The sequence below is a fragment of the Brevibacillus sp. 1238 genome (assembly GCF_029892995.1).
Lineage (GTDB): Bacteria > Bacillota > Bacilli > Brevibacillales > Brevibacillaceae > Brevibacillus > Brevibacillus parabrevis.
In genome coordinates, this window is record NZ_JARXWC010000001.1 from 294,360 (window position 1) to 312,864 (window position 18,505).

Genomic DNA, 18,505 nt, shown 5'->3' on the forward strand with positions numbered 1-18,505 from the left:
TCATTGCGGCTATACTCATGGCAAACAGGAAAAAGGAGGAAGCCCATGAGAGCTGTCGTCTGCACCAGCTATGGAGCACCGGATGTCCTCTCGCTCCAGGAGGTAGCCAAGCCCGTTCCGAAAGAGCATGAGATTCTCGTGAAAATATATGCGACCACGGTCACTTCCGGGGATTGCCGGGTGCGCGCTTTTCGCTGTCCGTTGCTGTATTGGCTGCCTATGCGGTTGCTGATCGGATGGAACAAGCCGCGAAACCCGATTTTGGGCGTCGAGCTGGCTGGAGAGGTGGAAGCGGTCGGCAAGCAAGTCAAGCGCTTCAAGCCAAAAGACAAGGTGTATGCGATCACCGAGATGGACTTTGGCACGTATGCCGAATACAAATGCTTGCACGAGGACGCCAACGTCACCCTCATGCCGACTAATGCCACTTATGAAGAAGCCGCAGTGATGCCGTTTGGCGGAACTACCGCCTTGCACTTTTTCCGCAAAGGACAGTTGCAGCGCGGGCAACGAGTCTTGATCTACGGCGCCTCGGGATCGGTCGGCACATCGGCGGTGCAGCTCGCCAAATACTTCGGAGCCGAGGTGACCGGAGTGTGCAGTACCGCCAATGTAGAACTGGTCAGGCAGCTTGGCGCGGATGAGGTGATCGACTATACAAAAGAAAACTTTGCCCAATCCGGCAAGCAGTACGACATCGTCTTTGACGCTGTAGGAAAATGCGCGAAATCCCGCTGCAAGCAGGTGCTGGCTCCCCATGGCAAATACCTCACCGTGGAAGGGCAAGGAGTGGCAAAAGTGCGCGTGGAAGACATGCAGCTTCTCGCCGAGCTGATGGAGTCGGGCCAGCTCCGGGCGGTCATCGACAGACGCTATCCGCTGGAACAGATTCCGCAGGCACATGAATACGTAGAGCAAGGGCACAAAAAAGGAAATGTAGTCATTACGGTAGCAGATGACTCCGCGAACGGACACAACGGCTGAAAAGGCCGTTTTTTTGTATTTGTATGGAAAAACGTCTCGATATTTATCGCGAAAACGCATGTGACCGCTTCTGGTCAGCCAAGCAGACATGACGTTATTGTTTGCCGCAACACATGGGTGGAAGCGGTTCCAACCGCATGTCAGGGGAAAGAGAGTGACCGTATTGACAGGCAGGTGAGAACTGTTTATAGTATGTAATTGTCAGAAATGATTATCATTATCATCTACAAGTTTTTATTTGCCAAAAAGGAGACTGCAACATGAAAAAGTGGCTCATTCCTTTCCTGATGTCGCTTTCGCTGATGGTCAGCGCTTGCGGCAATGCATCGACGCCGACACCAAACAATGCGGGCGGCAGTGAGACAAATCAACAGCAGGCAACAAAAACCGAAGAAAAGCCGAATGCGAATGCTGAGGCCAAACCTGAAATGATCACGTACCAGTCGGAGAACGGTCCGGTTGAGGTTCCTGCCCAGCCAAAAAGAATCGTGGGCCTGACCAACGCGCCTAACGTAGTTGCGCTTGGCGGCACACTGGTCGGGATCGACGAGTGGACGAAGAAAAATCCACTGTTCACCGACAAAGTCAAAGATGTCGAAGTCGTATCGGACGAGACGATGGAGAAGATTTTGGCTCTCCAGCCCGACCTGATTATTGCCGGATCGTGGATGAAAAACCTCGACAAGATGAAGGAAATCGCACCGACAGTCGTCTACACGTGGGGCAAGCTGGACTACCTGGCGCAGCAACGCGAGATTGGCAAGCTTTTGAACAAGGAAAAAGAGGCGCAAGCGTGGATCGACGATTTCACGAAGCGCGCGCAAGCTGCTGGCGAAGAAATCAAGGCGAAAATCGGCAAGGATACGACCGTCTCCGTGTTCGAGCATGATACGAAAGACTTTTACGTCTTCGGCAACAACTGGGCTCGCGGAACGGAAATCCTGTATCAGGCAATGGGCCTCGCCATGCCGGAAAAAGTCAAGAAAGACGCACTTGGCCCTGGCTACTACACGCTTTCTTTGGAAGTGATTCCGGAGTACGCTGGAGACTACATCGTGCTCAGCCAGCGCAAGGGCGGAGAAAATCCGTTCCTGACCTCGGAGACGTGGAAAAAGATTCCCGCTGTGAAAAATAACCATGTGATCGTGATCGACATGGAAGCATCGACGTACAGCGACCCGATTACGCTGGAATATTTGCTGAAAATCTTCAAGGAAGGCTTTCTCTCCCAGTCGTAACGAGAGGCAGCTGCATACGAAAAAATAACGAGAACGTCTGGGGAACCAGGCGTTTTTTTTGTGGGAGCATGCCGGGGCGCAAAGCTCGCACAATACTGCCAAAGAACACGGCAAACCCCTTCTGGCAAAAGAAAAATCCCATGTGTCTTCACGCGAATGAGCGCAGACATGAGGGATTTTTTTGATGGACGTGAAAGGAAATTCATTGCAGTTTACTACTCGACAAAAGCCCGCACCTTCGGAAACACCTTCAACGCCGTCTTGTAAAACACATCCGCATGATACTCAGCCGGAATCAGCTCCTGCACAAACTGGATGTACGACTTCACAGGGGCGAGCGGCCAGTCGGTGCCGAACAAAAATTTGTCATAATGATCGCAGTACGTAATCGCATGGCGCAGATGAGCGAAGAACAGCGGCGATTCGGCCAGTCTGCGGCAGTTGTCTGCGTCACCGACCATCAAGCCGGACAGGTCGGCAAACATGTTGCGGTTTTTGTACACGACTTCTGCGCCATCCAGCACCCACGGGTCACCGAAATGGGCCATCATGAAGTTCACGTCCCGATGCTTCACCGCTACCTCGTCGAGAGTGAGCGGATGCGAATACTTGAGCAGACCTCGCTCCGAGTAAGTGTCACCCGTATGGAAAACAACCGGCACCCCGTATTTGGCGGCGAGTGCATAGACCGGATCGTAGACGCTGTCGTAGGCGTAGAACGGATAGTAGCCGAGATAAATTTTCAAGCCGACCGCCTGGGGGTGTTGCAAATCTTGCTCCAGGCGAGCAACCGCCGCATCGTCCAGCGTGTACGGATTAATCCCCAGGCAGTAGACGAGCTGCGGTGGCAGTTCAGCGGTCAAGTCCAGACCCATCGGCGTGATCGCTTCGTAATCGGGAAAGCCGTCCTGCTTTGTTTCCGTCAAGCCCATGCCGATTCCGAGCACCACTCCGTTGTCCTTATATTCCTGCAAAATGCCTTGGACAGAGTAGTCGACAAACGACTTCTCCGCGGCTGTCCGCTTAAATTCTTCGATATGCGATAAATGCATGTGCGCATCAATGATCTTCATCTGAATTTCCCCCTTCGCCTTCGCTGGTAAACCGGATCGCCCGCAAAGCCGCCAAGGAATCGGCAGGCAGCTCTTTGTCGGCAAACAGGAAAAAGACAGGCGGCGTAAAGCTCGTGCTGTTGTCCGGCAAGTTCAGTTCGCGCAGGATGGTGGTCATCGCGATTTCCTTGTTGGCGTACACTTCGACATCTGCGGTGCCCAGATCGGTGAAGATCGTGAGCTGCTCGGCGCGGGAAGCTGCGCCAAACGTATAGTCGGATTGTTCCGTTACGGTCAAATCTCCCTGCGCCAGCTTGTAGGTCAGCGGCTCCCCGTGTTTCCCCGCTGTTTTCAGCCAAACCGTTTCGTCAGCCGCTTCTGTCTGCAAAAAGACTTCGGTCGCAAAGCTTTTGTGGGCAAAGTACGTTCCGGTTTTTTGCACGATTTCGACCGTATGGCAAAGGAGCGGGACGCCCGGCAGCAAAAGAAAATATTGGTGGCAGGTGAGGCCGCGATACTTCTCCTGTTTTTTGACGTGATAGCTGAGCTTGATGCCTTGCCAGACGTTCTGGCGATTGTCGGTCAGCTGGACGAAGGCGGCGCTTCTTTCTTCTTTAACCAGTGAAAAAGCGCTCAGTTCTTCGATGTGGTTGCCGATGCCGCCTGTCCACGGATTCCACCACGATTTCGGTTGCCGCTGCGGGAAAGAGCTGGCCAGCCATTCCTGTCCGCCCGAAACGAGCGAGAACAGCGACGGGTAAAAATCCGGTGCTGCTTTGATGCGGATGGAGCCGTTGTCTGCGCTGTAGACTTGCTGGCCTTGCTCTTCGGTCACTTCCATGGAGATGGAGCCTGGTTGAACCGGGAAAAGGGCGCTTTGCAAGCAAATGTCGTGGGTAGCGAACTGACCGTCCACACGAACCAGCTCGTACGCTTTGGCCGAAGCAGGCAAAGCGAAGTGCGCTTCCTGTTCCTCGGCTTCTTCCGTGAAGCGTTGCGTCTGTCCCAGAGCTTCTTCGCTCGCAAGTAAGGCCGTCAGTTCCCCGTCCAGGTACTGCTGTTTGTATTCTTTTACCTCAACTTTCACTTCGCCGTTTGCCAAAAATGGGTTGTGATCGTTGGCAATCAGCTCCAGATGAGGGGTCAGCGACAAGTCTTTGGCCAAAGCTTCTTTTCGGGCAAAAGCACGAAATTCTTTCCAGTCCGTATACGCTCCATGCGCCACGCATATCGGGCCGAACGTCGCGCTGCTCTGCGGCTCCAGCTCTCCGATGCACGATTCCAGGGCGATTTGCCAGCCTTGAATATCCATCTGGCAAGATGGCGGCCAGCACAATCCCCACGGGGCTGCATCTTCCCGGGAAAACAGCCAGTTTTCACTGAGCAGCTTGCCGTCCCAATATTCCAGGTCGCTGCCGTAAGAAGTGGGAACGTCTACATAGCGGCCTTGATAGGGCAAGATCGGGTGCTGGATCGAGTGGATGAGGCTTTGTGTCAGCCATAGCTCAGCAGCCAGTTTTTCCGTGGAAGTGTTGGTTATATCCAGCGTGTGTTCAACGGTGCCATCGCCGTGCAGCAGCGTTTTGCTGATCAGCGAAAGAGCAGGGTAGGCATCGGAACGGTAAGCGGCGCGAATACCGATGGCGCCTTTTTCGGAAAAGAAGTCGACGTGCTCCGCGCGCTTTTTGGAAAACTCGCTGGAATACGGCTTGCCAAGCTTCGGATAGGCGATGTATGTCGGCGCTCCGCCGTTTCCGCCGGAAATGGTGAGTTCGTTGTCGTCCTTGTTCAAGGTGAGCGTATGGCGGCCGTGATGCACTTGCCACGTCAATTCTGTTTCGCCTGCCAGGAGCGCTCCCAATCCGGTAAAGGCAGCGCCAAGCTTTTTCACGAAGGAGACTTGCTTGCCGTCTGCAAGCTGCCCCACGATTTGCACATCGGCGCTGTAAAATCCGTGGTCGATCAGATCGGCGCGAAGCGGAAGCGAGACGCGTTCTTTGCCGGACAACCGCAGCGAATGGCTGTGTTCGTGGAAGCGCAAGAATGGCGAGTCAGCCAGTTCAAAAGAAAACTGTGCTTCTTCGGAAAAGTTGTTTTCCATGTCCAAATAATAGTGTGCAGTTTGACCCGGATAAGTCAGACCAGGAACGTGCATGGTGAGCGAAGCAGGGAATTTGGGCAAGATGCCGACCTGGAACAGCGCCTTTTTGCCGTTGATTTGAATGTGTGTGCAAACTCTTGGATGCGTGCGCCAAATGCTTTGCTCTTCCGTGATTGCTCCGACCGTAAAGCTTGCAGACAAGCTCGTTTCGTCCGTGACGGACAGCTCCTGCTGGTAGTCAAACTGAATGTTTTCATTCGACTCTCCCGTCAAGGAAAGCTGCAACGGCTTGCCCGATTTATTGACGATCCGGTAGTGAATCTGGTAGTCGCGGCCGAAGACCAGCTCCAGCTGCTCGACCTCGGCGGACAGCAAGTAGTCTTCCGTTTCGATCAGGCGCAGCCCGCGGCCGCGCCGTTCAAACTCCACGCGCAAGCTCAGGTCGGCTTTTTTCCAGGAGTAGGTGAAGTAATCAAAGCCGTTTTCTTTTCGTCCATCCGGCTCGACCACAATTTGTCTTGTGGAATCCTGGTACCAGTCCAGCGTATCGAAATAATGCGCGATAGCTTCTGTGCGCAGGACAGTGGGCATCATGTTCATCAAGTGCGTCGAGTCATCCCGGTCTTCCCAGAAAAAACCGAATTTTTTATACAAAGGAACCGCCTTCGTGTTGCCAGCCCATGTGTACAGGTCAAGCCGCGGCCAACCAAGCTGGACAGTCTGGTCCAGGGCGAGGGCAAGCAGCATGCGGCCTACTTTTTTTCCGTGATAGTCAGGACGAACGTTGAGCAGGGGGATGTAGAGGGCGCCCGTATCTTCCCTGTATTCCGCCAGGCTGCAATAGCCGACTACCGATTCGCCGTCCATTGCGAGGTACACAGCAAGCGCGTCGGAGCGAGCTTCTTCCTGTCTGATTTGTTCCGCTGTCGTAATCGAATTGCCGCCTCCCCAGCTGTCTCGGCTGGCGTTCCACATATCAGCGACAGCCGCAGCCAGCTCCGGTCGGTAGAGAACGATAGAGATAGATTCCATGTTTGCTTGCACCTCGATCTCATGTCAGTTTTTGCCTATTAATAGAGATACGTTTGAAGATAGCATCGGTTTCTCGTTCTGGCAGTTTTTTCTTGTCAACGCGAAAAGCCAGTATCGCCCGGTCAAACTCAAACGATACCGGCTTTTTCACTGTTCACTTGTGGCTGTACACTTACGCACGCTCGATGCGGATGACGACCATTTCCACGTCTTCATCCAAAGCGCGCACACTGTGCTTCTCCGCTGGCAGCATGTACAAAAGCGACTGTGGATCAAGTTCGATCTGCTTCCCGGAAAAGTCAAAGACCGCTTTGCCTTTTTGCACGAGAATCAACACGTCGGCGTCTGTGTCGTGTTCCGGGATAAAGCTGCCAGCGCGTAATTGCAGTTGCAGCACTTTGGTGCGTTCAAAGCCCATCAACGCGCCAATATGCTTGGGCGCGGACTCCAGATAGTTTTTCAGGTCGAACGTTTGCATAAATGATCACTCCTCACGGTTCCAGCGCAGAATAAATTTCCGCAGCGGAGATATGACAAGATGGTCCAGCAGGATGATGATGAAAATACTGACGAGCGTCCAGGCGAACACTTTTGCCGTATCGATGTTGACTCTGGCAAAGGCGAGCGAATAGCCGATTCCCGCATCTGCGCCGAGCAGCTCTGCCATGATCGTGATGCGTACGGCAGAGCCAGTCGCAAGCGAGATCGCAGTGAAAATCGGCACGGCAAGTCCGGGCAAAATGATGTGTCTCAACGTGTGCCACGGAGTGCTTTTGTAGATCGCCGCCATTTCCAGCAGCTGGCGGTCGATATTGCGCCAGCCGTCCGCCGTATTCAAGTAAATGCCGGGGAAAACGAGCACAGCGACGACAAACACGGGAACCATCGAGCCTGTGCCGAACCAGACCATCGCCAGGACGACGACGATGATCGGCGGAATCCCCATGAGCATCGACTGAACCGGACGCATCGCATCGTACAGGACGGGAGAACGTCCTGCGACAAGCCCGCAGCAAATCGCGACTATCATTCCGCTAAAAAGTCCGGTAAACATGCGGGAAGCGGACTGGAGCAACTGCTCGGTGAACTCCCCGCTCTCGATCATCCGAACGAAAGCGGCTGCGGTGTCCAGTGGTGAAGCGAACAGGATAGAGGGCAAGGACATCGATAAGCCTTGCCAAATGGCGAGCAGGATCAGGATTGTCACGCCCTGTACGAGCAGGCGGCGATTACGGAGCGTAGTAGAATCCTGCATCCGGCAATTTCCCCCCAATAATCTCCGGGGACAGAGTGGAGAGCTCGGTGAAGAAAAATTCCAGTTCTTCCTTGGCGTCCTTGGCCGAGACGAACTGCAAGTTCAGGGAAGGAATGACATTTTCAATGATTGGCGGGGTCAGCCCGTCCTGGTATTTCGCGATCATCGCGGCAGCGTCTTTTGGCTGCTCGTTCAGGAACTGGACGGATTGCTCAAACTGTTTTTGCAGTTCCGCCACCAGTTCAGGATGCTTGGCGATCAGTTCGCCTGAGACGAGGATACCAGCTTGCGGGATGCGCGGCGATTTGCCTGTCGCTTTCGCCCATTCGGCTTGCAAGCTCATGACTTTGCCCAGTTTTTTGCCTGCCTTGTTGCCTTGCATCACAGACATGGTCGCCATATGCTCCGGCAAGATGGCGTACTTCGCCTTGCCTGCGACGAGCAAGCCGACCAGCTCCTGCGGCGCGCTGACGTATTCGATTTTGACATCTTTGGTCGGGTCGAGATTGTTTTTTTTCAGCAAGTAGCGGAAGACGAGATCGGGCATATCGCCTTTAAACGGAACGTGAACGGTCTGTCCGCGCAGGCTGTCCCAACTGACTGCCTCACCGTCGGGGCCGATCATATAGAGGATGCCCCAGATCAGCGTATTGATCAGCTTGACATCCATTCCCCGGTTGTACAGATTGGCGCCGACATAAGTAGGTACGGCGGATACTTCGGCCTGGCCGCCGCTGATTCGGGCGCGCAGCTCATCCGGTGTTTTCCACGGCTTGTACTCAACGTTTTCGGCGAACGGGCTGAGCGATTTGTCCTCGATCATTTTATAGATGGGAGAAGAGAGCGAGATTCCCACTGGTGCCTGAATGGTCAAATGCTCGCGTTTTTGCACTTCTTGCGCAGTCGCAGCTGGTTGCTCGGCGGCTGATTGTTGGCTTGAGGTGGTAGCCTGATTCGTTTGAGCGGAGCAGCCGATCAGGGCGCTGGTGATGGCGACAATCAGGGACATCATGATGTAGCTGGTTTTGGATGTGCGTGACAATTGTCTATCCTCCTGTCAGGTGCTGGTGCAGCACGGCTTTGATTTGTTGAATCTGATCCTCGCTCCTGCCTGCTCTTTGTCCGGGGAGGGGGTATTCCCGGATGACTGTTGCCGCTGCAAGGTTGTTGCTTTTGCTGAACAACAGGACGCGGTCAGCCAGGCGGGCCGCTTCTTCCGGATCGTGTGTCACATAGACCATTCCGATGCGGCGTTCCTCGATCAAACGGATGACATCTTGTTGCAGCTCGCGCTTGAGGGCGAGATCGAGCGCGGAAAAAGGCTCGTCCATCAGCATCATTTTCGGGTCTGTGACCAGCGCGCGTGCGATGGATACGCGTTGCTTCATCCCGCCGGAGAGCTGCTTCGGATAGTAGTCGCGGGCATGGAACAGCCCGACTTTTTGCAACACCGTCGTCACTTTTTCGTTCATCGTGTCTTGGTCCATGCGGCCGAGCACAAAACGAATGTTGTCCGTGACCGTTTTCCACGGAATCAGCCGCGGCTCCTGAAAGACATAGCCGAGCTGTTCCGTGCGGACGGTCACCGTTCCGGAAGTCTGCCTGATCAATCCGGCTGCCATGTTGAGAATCGTTGTTTTGCCGCAGCCGGAAGGGCCGAGGATGGCGACGACCTCTCCCGCCGCGAGAGAGAAGGAAAAGCCAGCGAGTACAGTCGTCCCGTTGAACGACTTCGTGACGGAGGCAAATTCCAGCAAGGCTTCCATCGGCTCGCCTCCTGACTTTGTTATTTCACGACCGTAAAGGTGATGTGTCCGTACAGGTCGTCGTTGGCATCGAATGTACGAATCAGTTCAAACAAATGGGCTTGATCCGCCGGGTTTTTGCACGCATTGGTCAAAAGTTGGATCGTTCCTTCCCAGCCTTCGTCTGTGAGCAAACCTTTCAGCGACAGAAGCGACATTTTTCCTGTCTGGCAATCGACTTGGCGGAAGGCAGCCTGTTCGAACAAACCGCGCCAGTTCGCTTCGGTCATCGGCTGGGCATTGACCGCGAGCAGTTGGCGCAAAGCAGCCAGGCGCTCCTGCACTTCCGGCGTTTCCGGGTCCTTGCGCAGCAGCAAATCGTGGGTCGCCAGTCTGCCGCCCGGCTTCAAGACGCGGAAATATTCCGCGATCGCCTGCTTTTTCTGTTCCAGCGGCAGCATGCTGAGCATCGCTTCATTGATCACCACGTCAAACGTTTCAGCGGCAAAAGGCAGCTCCAATGCATTGCCATATGCAATCTGGACGCGGTCTTCCAGTCCGTGCTGGCGAATGTTTTCCTGCGCCCGCTCGACGCTCGGCTGGTGAATATCAATTCCGGTCACCTGGCAACCGTACTCCTTGGCGATCTGAATGGCGGTCGTGCCCATGTTTGGCGCTACTTCCAGCACGTTCGTATCGGCGGTGAGGCGGCATGCTTGCAAAATGCGCTCGGTCGCTTCTTTTCCGCCCGGACGCAGCCGGGTTTTCCCAAGGGAAGCGAGAAACAGGTGAGTAGGCTTGCGGCTTGCTTTTTCGGTCATGTCAAACATCCTTTCTCATGATCGCACGTTCACACCTCATGGCAGCCTCTGACGCAACATGTCTGGGCGTGAGTGCGGATAAAATGGTCTTTTTGGGGATCGATCGGCACAACAGGCGTGTCAGGAAGCAAGCTTCTCAGCTTTTCCAGGTGAATGTGCATGCTGCCGCCCGGGGCCATCACGACCGCTTGCTGCTTTTTCAGCTTCTGGATCGTGCGGTTGACCGTCTCGCGCGTCGTGCCGAGCATCCCGGCCAGCTCGCTGTTGGTAAAAGTCGTGGAAAAGCGGAGCCATTCTGCGTCGAGCCTGGCTGCGTGTGTCTCGCTCAGGCGCAGCAACAAAGACACGAGCTGGCTTTCCACCGGATAAAACGTCTTGTCTTCCAGACGCTGCTGCAGATCGATAATTTTGTCCGCCAGCACTTGCATGATTTTGAAGCTGATGGCGGGATGAGCGAGCAGCAGCTGTTCGAAAGTGCGCACGGGAATGACGAGGCAATGGACGTCATCCAGCGCGACGGCGTGGTGCGGATAGCTGTCTGTGCGAAAAAATCCGAGGTGAGGGAACATGTCGCCCTGATCGGCAAGCAGGAAAGTTTGTTCTTTTCCATCTTCACTCGTGCTGAACAGACGGACTCGGCCGGAAATGACGAAGTACACTTGCAAGATTTCTTCCGATTGATAGAAAAGGTAGTCGCCTCTTGCAAATTCACCGGATTTGCACGTAGCCGCAACAGCTTCCAGCTCATGCTCGGACAAATTGCGAAACAAATGAAAGCAACGCAAAACGGAGGAGATCGGGCCAGTAGACAGCATAGGAATGCACTCCTTTTCTCGCATTGTTATAATTGAGTATAATAATCATTCTCAATTATAACATTGTGTGAACGGAAAAAAATGAGAAAAGGAAGCAAAGGCCAGAGCAATCGCACTGAGGCGCACTTTCACAACCTTTCACGCGTTTTAATGGGAGCAGGTAGTTGATTGATTACGAGCCCAGTATAAAACATGTGCAGAGCGATGCCTTGTGACCAATATCACAGTTGAGAATTTATCTCATTCTTGTTTCTGCGGGCTAGGTCGAGGAAAATAAAGGAGAATGGACGACTAACCAAAACGGTCATGACCGTTTTGTTGACCGCAAGCGGTCACATCCCATTTCATGAAAAACGGCGAGACGTTTTTCACAGAAAAAAGGACGATGCGGATGCCTGCCTATACGTTGTGGGAAAACATGCTGTTTTGGCCAACGGCTCTGGATGAGGGCAAGCTCGCGGCGGCTGTTGCGGGCAAGACGATTCTCATTACCGGGGCCAGCTCGGGAATCGGGGAGCAGCTGGCATATGTGCTGGGGCGCTGCCAAGTGCACTTGCTGCTGGTGGCGAGAAGAGAGGAAAAGCTGCGCCGGATCAAAGCTGAAATCGAGCGAGACGGGGCGAGAGTCAGTGTGTGCGGGGCCGATCTGCGCGATCCGGCTCAGTTGGAGGCATTTCTTGCGTTTTTGCACGAGCAGCCTGGCGGGATCGACATCGTGGTCAGCAATGCAGGCTTGTCCATCCGGCGACCGATCATGGACTCTCTGGAGCGCTATCACGATTTTACCCGGACGATGGCGATCAATTATTTTGCTCCGGTTAAAATCTTGTTGTCGCTTACTGAGCAGCTCGCCCGAAACAAAGGGCAGATCGTAAACGTCTCCACGATCAACACATCGTTGCTCCCGTTGCCTTACTGGGCGGCGTATCAAGCTTCGAAAGCCGCGTTCGACACCTGGTTTCGCTCGGCCGCGCCGGAGTGGAGCGCGAAGGGGATTGCCACGACATCGATTTACTTGCCGCTGGTGAGAACGCCGATGATTTTGCCCACGACTGCCTATCGGAGCATGCCTGCCATGAGCGCAGAGCACGCTGCGAGGCTCATCGCCAAATCGCTGTACACGAAACGGACCACGATCCGCCCGTGGTGGCTTTTGGGGGGCGAGCTGGCTTCCTTGTTTGGCAGAGGGCTATGGGAGCGATTGCTTCCTCGCTGGCTACGCAAAAGGGGGGAATGACGATGCGCCTGATGTATTTGCTCGCTGTGCTTGCCAAAATGAAGCTTTTGACGCCAGCAGGCATCGGCAGGCTGCTCGCCGCCTTGTTCCGATGCGGAACGAACCTGATGACGCTGCTGAAGCTCGCGCAAAGCACCCACGCTCAAAAGGTCGCATTGGTCGACGAGCGGGAAACGGTTTGCTTTCAGCAGCTTTGGACAGACTCTCTGCGGCTCTCTTGGGTGTTCAAGGAAAAATACGGTCTTGCGAAAAGCAAACAGGTCGGCTTTTTATGCCAAAACCACATCGCGTTGGTGCGAGCCATTTTCGCGGCGTCCGGTACGGGCTGCGATGTATATTTGCTCAATCCCGAAATGAGTGCGGGACAGCTCAGGCAGTTGTTCGACGAAGTGGAGCTGGACCTGCTTATCCACGACGAAAAGCAGACGGCGACCATCGAGCAGGCGGGATACGCGGGAGCGAGTCTGTACAGCTATCACGAGCATCTTCCCGCGATCAACCAGTTGCTGGGAGAATGCTCGGACTGGTCGGACGAAGAGCTGGCGTCAGTGCCAGTACCAGCGCGCAGTTCTGCGGGCAAGATCATGCTCCTGACAGGCGGAACGACGGGGCGTGCGAAAAAAGTGCCGCACAAGCCGTCGCTGTTTCATTATTTGCCGCCGTTTTTGGCTCTGCTCAGCCAGCTTGGGCTGCTTCGGCTGAATACAGCCTATATTGCGACGCCGATCTACCATGGATACGGTTTGGCTATCTTGCTGTTGTTTGTCGCTTTGGGCAAAAAAACAGTGATCACTCCCGGCTTCGCTGCCGCCAAAGCGTGTGAGCTGATTGCCAGACACAAAGTAGAGGTCGTATCCGTTGTCCCGTTGATGCTCAGAAAAATGCTGCATCACGATCCGACAGCGTTGCAGTCTCTTGTTTGCATCGCATCAGGCGGAGCGCCGCTTGCCACCGGACTCGTAGCCGAGGTGTCCGCCGAATTGGGCGACTGTCTGTACAATTTATACGGGACAACGGAAGCGGGGCTATGTGTGATCGCCACGCCCGGCGACCTCCGGCATCGTGCGCACACGATCGGGCAAAAAATCCCGGGTGTCCGTTTGCATGTGCGAAATGTGCGAAACTCCGATCAGCGTCCATGCAAGGCAGGCGAAATCGGCCAGCTGTGCGTGAAGGCGGGCGGCTCGCTGTTTTTCAAGCGACAGGCTTGGATCGAGACAGGCGACGTCGGTTATCGGGATGCAGCGGGCTATTACTACTTGTGCGGGCGAACAGACGACATGGTGGTGTCCGCTGGCGAAAATGTGTATCCAGTCGAGCTTGCGCGAGTGCTTGTGGAGCATCCGGCCATCGAAGACGCGACTGTGATCGGCATCCCGGATGAAGCGTTTGGGCAAAGGCTGAAGGCGTTCGTCCAGCCTGTGAGCCATGTGGAGCTTACCGAGGCACAATTGCAGCAATGGCTGCGGCAAAAAGTAGCCAGATATCAGATGCCCAAAGAAATCGTTTTTGTCGAGCAGCTGCCATACACCGAGTTGGGCAAGCCGGACCGGAAGCAGCTCATGTAAAATGGCCTGGCATGGGCAAACGCTTCGCCACATTTTCCCGATATATCCTGTCAAAACAAACCATACATATTACGAGACAGAGAAATCATACGGGGAAAGGGATGAAAAGCCATGCCTCAAGGCATCCACGATATCGAAGTGCCGCTGCCAATCCGAACGGTTTGGGAGTTTGTCCGTGTATTGGATCATTGGGTAGTGCTAGTTCCGGGCTACATCAGCCACGAAGTCATTAACGAGCGCCGCGTGACCTGGAGCTTTACCGGAGACATCGGCATCTTGAAAAAGGAGATCAGCTTGCAGGTAGATATTACGGAATGGAACGAGCCGACCGAAGTCAAATTCATGCTGGCCGGAATCAACGAGAATTTCACGGGCGAAGGCTACTTCAAGGCACAGGAATTGGGCGAGAAGTGTACGAAAATGACCGGCTTTCTCGATATTACAGCCAAAGGCTTGAAGGCGCCGATGGTAAATTCCATCCTGAAATCGCACGTTCCCCAGTTGACAACCGAACTGGCGGAAGCGGTAGCCAGCCGGATGAAAGAACAATAGCGAAGACATGTCTAAAAACCCTTGATTGCCAAGGGTTTTTTCTTTTTTTTCAGCCGACACTTACGCGATTGACGACTTCGCCATTATGCTTTAATCTACCATAGTTAACGAGGTAACTATTGCGCAAAATAGGTACCTTATAATAGGGAATAACAGGAAATTACAACGAGGGTGATGCTTGTGAAAATCAACAAAAAATACGAACACATTCTTTTTACTTTTCTGATGGCTTTGGGCATGTCCTGTCTTTTGTCGTTTTTCATGATGCTGGTTAATTTCGGCTTCGACTCCATGCTGCTCGCACGCTGGCTCAAGGCGTGGCCGATGGCGTTTTCACTGGCTTTTCCAGTCGCTTATTTTTTGCCAAAAGGCATCAGGCTGCTCATGAAGAAGATTACGTTTGTCGAGGGAAAATAAAGAGCGGATCGGGAACGCACAGCAGGGGCAAAGCTGTGTGTTTTTTTTTCAGCGCTGTCCCAGTACCTCGAACCGGGACAAGAAGCAGGAAAAAAGCGGAGAAAACCAGGTCGGACTATAAAAAGTGGCTGGCTTCTATAAATTGCTTTTCCAGCGGAGAAAGCTCATAGCCTTGCCTGGTAACCACATATTTATCGAGAAAACGCTGCTCGGCAGGCAGCTCCAAATAGTTCGTCACACCGAGCCGTTCGACAATGCGTTTGGACATGAGAGTAATGCCCATTCCCAGCGCGGCGAATTGTAGCAGAGTTTCTACTACAGCAACCTGTGTCACGGGTGCTTTTGGCAGACCGAAATCGGAAAAAAGTTGTGCCATGCGCGATGTATACAGGCATTGTTCGGACAAAATCAGTACCGTTGCTCCTGGCAAAATGCTTTTGAGCGACATGCCTGGCACGGCTCCTTTTCCAACCAGGACGACTTCCTCCAAGCCGATTTTTTTATAGTGCAGCTGTTCCGTCTTGCTGGATGCGCCAATCGCGAAAGCCAGGTCGATCGTGCCATTCATCAGCGCTTGTTCCATTTCGGCAGTTGAGCCAGTCTGTAAAGTAACGGACAGCTGCGGGTATTTTTCATACAAGCCGGCAAGCGTAGCGGTAATTTCCGAGCCAATCACGGATTGCATCGTGCCCAGCCGAAGCTTCGGTTCAAGCTGTTTCATCTCTTGTTCGGCTTCTTCCCACAAGCTCAATAGCTTCTTGTAGTGCGTGTAAAGCCGCTTGCCTTCCACCGTCAGCTCCATGCCTTTGGAACTGCGAATGAACAGTTGCTGTGCGTAATGAGCTTCGATTTTTTTGATTTTCGCCGTCATGTTGGATTGCAGATGGTTCATGCGAAAGGCAGCGGCGGACAGGCTCTTCAACTCGGCAACTGTCACGAACGCCCGGATCGTATCCATATCCATGTTTTCAACTCCTTCCATCAAAAAAAGTGATAGAGCAATCAAAAGTTAACATTATTCGAGATGTCTTTGGATTAGTATACTTTTCACAAAAAAGAATTGCACGCGTGAAGCAGGAGGGAAAGACATGGATACAAAGCAAATTCGCACCGGGATTATCGGCGGGTCGTTGAACAATCAGTGGGCAAGTAAGACGCATATTCCTGTGCTTTTGCAAAGTGAGCGACACCGCATCACCGCAATCGCCACGACAAACGAAGCGAGTGCGCGAAAGAGTGCGGAAGTGACCGGGGCTACGCTCGCTGCGACAGACCATCGCGCCGTAAGCGGCTCGTCAGCTGTGGAGCTGGTAGTTGTAAGCGTCAAGGTTCCTGATCATTACGATGCAGTCCGCAGCGCCATCCTTGCCGGGCAGCATGTGTACTGCGAGTGGCCTCTAGCTGTCACGACAAGCGAAGCAGAACAGTTGGCTGGTCTGGCAAGACAGGCAGGCGTTCATCACGCAGCAGGGCTTCAGGCGAGACAGTCACCTGTGCTGCGGCAAGTGAAGCAGCGTCTGGAGCGAGGCGAGATTGGCCGTATCTTGTCTTGTCACATGCGCGTTTCCACGCAAGGAAAAGGCGGAGTCACCGATCGGCAGGGGGCGTATTTGCTGAGCGAAAAACACGGTGCGACATTGCTTGCGATCAACGGCGGCCATTCCCTGGATGCCCTGTGCTACTTGCTTGGCGATTTTCGTGAGCTGTCCGCGATGATGAACCGGAATTTTTCTACTGCGACTGTGCTTGCGACGAATGAAATCATTGCAAAAGACACAGCAGATCAGATCATGGTGCAAGGAGTGCTGAAAAGCGGGGCTTCGGCATTCGTTCATATCCAGGCAGGCACGTATCCCGCCTTTGAGCTGGAAATTCAGGGAGAGCTGGGAGTCATTCGCATCGTGCAGCACAATTCGGTGGGGCATGTACAGTTCGGCAACCTGGAAGCGCACATGGCAGCCTACTCTTCTGCAAGCCGTGTTGCAGCAAGCAATCCGGACCACTTCGTCTCGGTTGCAAAAGATGCGGCAGAAGGCGAAGCAGTCAGGCAATATGTGGCTAGTGCCCATGAAGCTTTTGCCAAGGACATTCAGACAGGGACGTTCACCGTTCCCGATTTTTTTGAGGCACTCCACCTGCATCGGCTTCTGGATGCGATCAGACTGGCGGCTGCCACAGGGAGCAGGCAGACTTTTTGACGTTTACCTACCATTTTCAACTGTGGTATAATCTACCATTGTTTACTAGAAGCATGCAGGCAAGTTGCAGACAGCATGAGAGGAGATCTTGAAAATGCAAAGAAACAACCACTGGAAGAAGCTTGGCAGATGGGCAGGGGCGGGAGTGCTTGGCCTGACGATTTTGCTCGGCCACGTATACCCGCTGAAAGCCGCAGAGCCTGTTCAGGTTCCTGTTCTCAGTGAATGGTCCATTTCGACATTGAATGAAGGCGAGAAATACGGAATTTTTCCGTTAGCCTGGTACAAAGACGAATCGTTCCTTCAACCGATTCCTGCCGATAAGTTTGCGGATTTGCTGAAAGCGACAGAAAAGAAGCTCGATCAGCTTGGCTTGAAGAAAAAAGCAGCTTTGTCCTGGTCAGACAACCGTGTGGCGACGCGCGAAGCAGTAGCCGTTTCCTTGCACAAGCTGCTGGCAAACTATGAGTGGCCAGCCGGAAAGGGAGCCGATGTGACTGCACTCGCTCCGTTGGAGTACATGCGCAAACATGGACTTGTCAAAGGGACGAGCGCAGGTTTGGAGCTGGATCAGCCAGCAACAGTAGAGCAGGCTGCGGTCATGGCCAGCCGGGTGGTCGAGTTCGCCAATGATTTGGCGGGCGGCGGAGCCAAAGGCTTGTTGTGGAAAGTGACCAAAGGCCAAAATACGCTCTATTTGCTCGGCTCGATTCATATGGGCACAACCGACATGTACCCGATGCAAAAAACAATCCGCGACGCTTATGAAGCGTCAGACGATCTGTGGGTCGAGGCGGATATCCTTGCTGGCGACATGAATTACATGCTGGAGAAAATGATTTACAGCGACGGAACGACACTCCAGGATCACGTGTCAGCCGACACATACAGCAAGCTGCAAAAGGCGCTGGCAAGCATGAAATTGCCTGAAAATGCGTTCGATGGCTACAAGCCGTTTGCCGTTGGTCTTTCCCTGGTAACGGTAGGCTATACCGGAAGCCCGGAGGAAGGCGAACTGGCGATGCTGACAGGGATCGACCGCTATTTCCTGGCCAAAGCGATGCTTGAGCAAAAGCCGGTCCACGAGCTGGAAGGCATCAAGCTGCAAGCCGATTTGCTCTCGGGCGTATCCGCAGAGCAGCAGGAAAAGGAATTGAACGTCATTCTGGACAGCTTGCTTTCCGGAAAAGAGCCGGCAGCAAGCTATCAGGTGTTGCAAGACATGCAGGCAAAGTGGGTGCAAGGCGATCTGGAAGGCATGACTCGCGTTTTGAGCGTGGAAGGACAATTCGATGCCGGAGGATTGAACCAGCGCCTCGTTGGTGAACGGGACAAAAACATGGCGAACAAGCTGGCCCAGTTGCTGGAACAGGAAGGCGAGCACACTTCCTTTGTCGTCGTAGGCTCTGCCCACTACGCGCTGAAAGGCATGGTGCTTGACCAACTGAAGGAAAAAGGCTATCAGGTGGAGCGGCTGAAGTAAGCGGCAC

The 18,505-nt window shown here is 53.8% G+C and carries 17 protein-coding genes; 8 read left to right on the forward strand and 9 right to left on the reverse strand.

The features are described 5' to 3' along the window. Positions 1-45: 45 nt before the first annotated feature. On the forward strand, positions 46-984 hold the full coding sequence (locus tag M2298_RS01340) for an NAD(P)-dependent alcohol dehydrogenase (RefSeq protein ID WP_173596106.1): 939 nt from the start codon (positions 46-48) through the stop codon (positions 982-984). Positions 985-1,244: 260 nt separating this feature from the next. After that, the gene (locus tag M2298_RS01345; protein WP_122962961.1) at positions 1,245-2,222 is read left to right on the forward strand and encodes an iron-hydroxamate ABC transporter substrate-binding protein; all 978 of its coding nucleotides are present in this window, start codon (positions 1,245-1,247) and stop codon (positions 2,220-2,222) included. A gap of 215 nt (positions 2,223-2,437) precedes the next feature. On the opposite strand, the gene M2298_RS01350 is transcribed toward M2298_RS01345, so the two are convergent. The 8 genes from M2298_RS01350 to M2298_RS01385 all read right to left on the reverse strand — a co-directional run bounded on the left by M2298_RS01350 (position 2,438) and on the right by M2298_RS01385 (position 11,043). Then, positions 2,438-3,295 (reverse strand): amidohydrolase family protein, encoded by an 858-nt coding sequence (locus M2298_RS01350; RefSeq protein ID WP_122962962.1) that lies wholly within the window; start codon positions 3,293-3,295, stop codon positions 2,438-2,440. Next, a complete protein-coding gene (locus M2298_RS01355; RefSeq protein WP_122962963.1) occupies positions 3,282-6,407 on the reverse strand; it encodes a GNAT family N-acetyltransferase in 3,126 nt (1,041 codons plus the stop codon). The genes M2298_RS01350 and M2298_RS01355 overlap by 14 nt, the downstream gene beginning before the upstream one ends. Before the next feature lie 172 nt (positions 6,408-6,579). Next, the gene (locus tag M2298_RS01360) at positions 6,580-6,885 is read right to left on the reverse strand and encodes an AraC family ligand binding domain-containing protein (RefSeq protein WP_122962964.1); all 306 of its coding nucleotides are present in this window, start codon (positions 6,883-6,885) and stop codon (positions 6,580-6,582) included. Positions 6,886-6,891: 6 nt separating this feature from the next. Continuing rightward, positions 6,892-7,662 (reverse strand): ABC transporter permease, encoded by a 771-nt coding sequence (locus M2298_RS01365; RefSeq protein ID WP_280648126.1) that lies wholly within the window; start codon positions 7,660-7,662, stop codon positions 6,892-6,894. Further along, positions 7,637-8,704 carry an ABC transporter substrate-binding protein gene (locus M2298_RS01370; RefSeq protein ID WP_280648127.1) on the reverse strand — a complete coding sequence of 356 codons (1,068 nt, stop codon included), beginning with the start codon at positions 8,702-8,704 and terminating at the stop codon, positions 7,637-7,639. The genes M2298_RS01365 and M2298_RS01370 overlap by 26 nt, the downstream gene beginning before the upstream one ends. 4 nt (positions 8,705-8,708) lie before the next feature. Beyond that, entirely contained in the window at positions 8,709-9,428 is a 720-nt protein-coding gene (locus M2298_RS01375; protein WP_173598422.1) for an ABC transporter ATP-binding protein, read from the reverse strand. A 20-nt stretch (positions 9,429-9,448) separates the two neighbouring features. Further along, positions 9,449-10,228 (reverse strand): class I SAM-dependent methyltransferase, encoded by a 780-nt coding sequence (locus tag M2298_RS01380; protein WP_280648128.1) that lies wholly within the window; start codon positions 10,226-10,228, stop codon positions 9,449-9,451. Between the two features lie 29 nt (positions 10,229-10,257). Next, entirely contained in the window at positions 10,258-11,043 is a 786-nt protein-coding gene (locus M2298_RS01385; RefSeq protein ID WP_280648129.1) for a Crp/Fnr family transcriptional regulator, read from the reverse strand. Between the two features lie 391 nt (positions 11,044-11,434). Between M2298_RS01385 and M2298_RS01390 the strand changes: the two genes are divergently transcribed. From M2298_RS01390 to M2298_RS01405, 4 genes are all read left to right on the forward strand, one after another. Then, on the forward strand, positions 11,435-12,280 hold the full coding sequence (locus M2298_RS01390; RefSeq protein WP_280648130.1) for an SDR family NAD(P)-dependent oxidoreductase: 846 nt from the start codon (positions 11,435-11,437) through the stop codon (positions 12,278-12,280). A 2-nt stretch (positions 12,281-12,282) separates the two neighbouring features. Next, positions 12,283-13,848 carry a class I adenylate-forming enzyme family protein gene (locus tag M2298_RS01395; RefSeq protein ID WP_280648131.1) on the forward strand — a complete coding sequence of 522 codons (1,566 nt, stop codon included), beginning with the start codon at positions 12,283-12,285 and terminating at the stop codon, positions 13,846-13,848. Between the two features lie 111 nt (positions 13,849-13,959). Further along, positions 13,960-14,400 carry an SRPBCC family protein gene (locus tag M2298_RS01400; RefSeq protein WP_217021902.1) on the forward strand — a complete coding sequence of 147 codons (441 nt, stop codon included), beginning with the start codon at positions 13,960-13,962 and terminating at the stop codon, positions 14,398-14,400. 174 nt (positions 14,401-14,574) lie between these two features. Continuing rightward, positions 14,575-14,817: a DUF2798 domain-containing protein gene (locus M2298_RS01405; RefSeq protein ID WP_217365623.1), complete on the forward strand. Its 243-nt coding sequence runs from the start codon at positions 14,575-14,577 to the stop codon at positions 14,815-14,817. A gap of 115 nt (positions 14,818-14,932) precedes the next feature. Here the strand turns inward: M2298_RS01405 and M2298_RS01410 are convergent, their stop codons facing one another. After that, the gene (locus M2298_RS01410) at positions 14,933-15,781 is read right to left on the reverse strand and encodes a LysR family transcriptional regulator (RefSeq protein WP_280648132.1); all 849 of its coding nucleotides are present in this window, start codon (positions 15,779-15,781) and stop codon (positions 14,933-14,935) included. A gap of 124 nt (positions 15,782-15,905) precedes the next feature. Between M2298_RS01410 and M2298_RS01415 the strand changes: the two genes are divergently transcribed. Both M2298_RS01415 and M2298_RS01420 read left to right on the forward strand, forming a co-directional pair. Further along, positions 15,906-17,015, forward strand: a complete 1,110-nt coding sequence (locus tag M2298_RS01415) for a Gfo/Idh/MocA family protein (protein WP_280648133.1) — start codon at positions 15,906-15,908, stop codon at positions 17,013-17,015. A 94-nt stretch (positions 17,016-17,109) separates the two neighbouring features. Then, the gene (locus M2298_RS01420; RefSeq protein WP_280648134.1) at positions 17,110-18,498 is read left to right on the forward strand and encodes a TraB/GumN family protein; all 1,389 of its coding nucleotides are present in this window, start codon (positions 17,110-17,112) and stop codon (positions 18,496-18,498) included. Positions 18,499-18,505: the final 7 nt, after the last annotated feature.

Coding starts and splice junctions, on each gene's coding strand:
- M2298_RS01410 (WP_280648132.1), bottom strand. CDS start 15,781: ATGGATATGGATACGATCCGGGCGTTCGTGACAGTTGCCGAGTTGAAG.
- M2298_RS01340 (WP_173596106.1), top strand. CDS start 46: ATGAGAGCTGTCGTCTGCACCAGCTATGGAGCACCGGATGTCCTCTCG.
- M2298_RS01405 (WP_217365623.1), top strand. CDS start 14,575: ATGCTTGTGAAAATCAACAAAAAATACGAACACATTCTTTTTACTTTT.
- M2298_RS01380 (WP_280648128.1), bottom strand. CDS start 10,228: ATGACCGAAAAAGCAAGCCGCAAGCCTACTCACCTGTTTCTCGCTTCC.
- M2298_RS01400 (WP_217021902.1), top strand. CDS start 13,960: ATGCCTCAAGGCATCCACGATATCGAAGTGCCGCTGCCAATCCGAACG.
- M2298_RS01365 (WP_280648126.1), bottom strand. CDS start 7,662: ATGCAGGATTCTACTACGCTCCGTAATCGCCGCCTGCTCGTACAGGGC.
- M2298_RS01345 (WP_122962961.1), top strand. CDS start 1,245: ATGAAAAAGTGGCTCATTCCTTTCCTGATGTCGCTTTCGCTGATGGTC.
- M2298_RS01395 (WP_280648131.1), top strand. CDS start 12,283: ATGCGCCTGATGTATTTGCTCGCTGTGCTTGCCAAAATGAAGCTTTTG.
- M2298_RS01375 (WP_173598422.1), bottom strand. CDS start 9,428: ATGGAAGCCTTGCTGGAATTTGCCTCCGTCACGAAGTCGTTCAACGGG.
- M2298_RS01360 (WP_122962964.1), bottom strand. CDS start 6,885: ATGCAAACGTTCGACCTGAAAAACTATCTGGAGTCCGCGCCCAAGCAT.
- M2298_RS01350 (WP_122962962.1), bottom strand. CDS start 3,295: ATGAAGATCATTGATGCGCACATGCATTTATCGCATATCGAAGAATTT.
- M2298_RS01355 (WP_122962963.1), bottom strand. CDS start 6,407: ATGGAATCTATCTCTATCGTTCTCTACCGACCGGAGCTGGCTGCGGCT.
- M2298_RS01420 (WP_280648134.1), top strand. CDS start 17,110: ATGCAAAGAAACAACCACTGGAAGAAGCTTGGCAGATGGGCAGGGGCG.
- M2298_RS01415 (WP_280648133.1), top strand. CDS start 15,906: ATGGATACAAAGCAAATTCGCACCGGGATTATCGGCGGGTCGTTGAAC.
- M2298_RS01390 (WP_280648130.1), top strand. CDS start 11,435: ATGCCTGCCTATACGTTGTGGGAAAACATGCTGTTTTGGCCAACGGCT.
- M2298_RS01385 (WP_280648129.1), bottom strand. CDS start 11,043: ATGCTGTCTACTGGCCCGATCTCCTCCGTTTTGCGTTGCTTTCATTTG.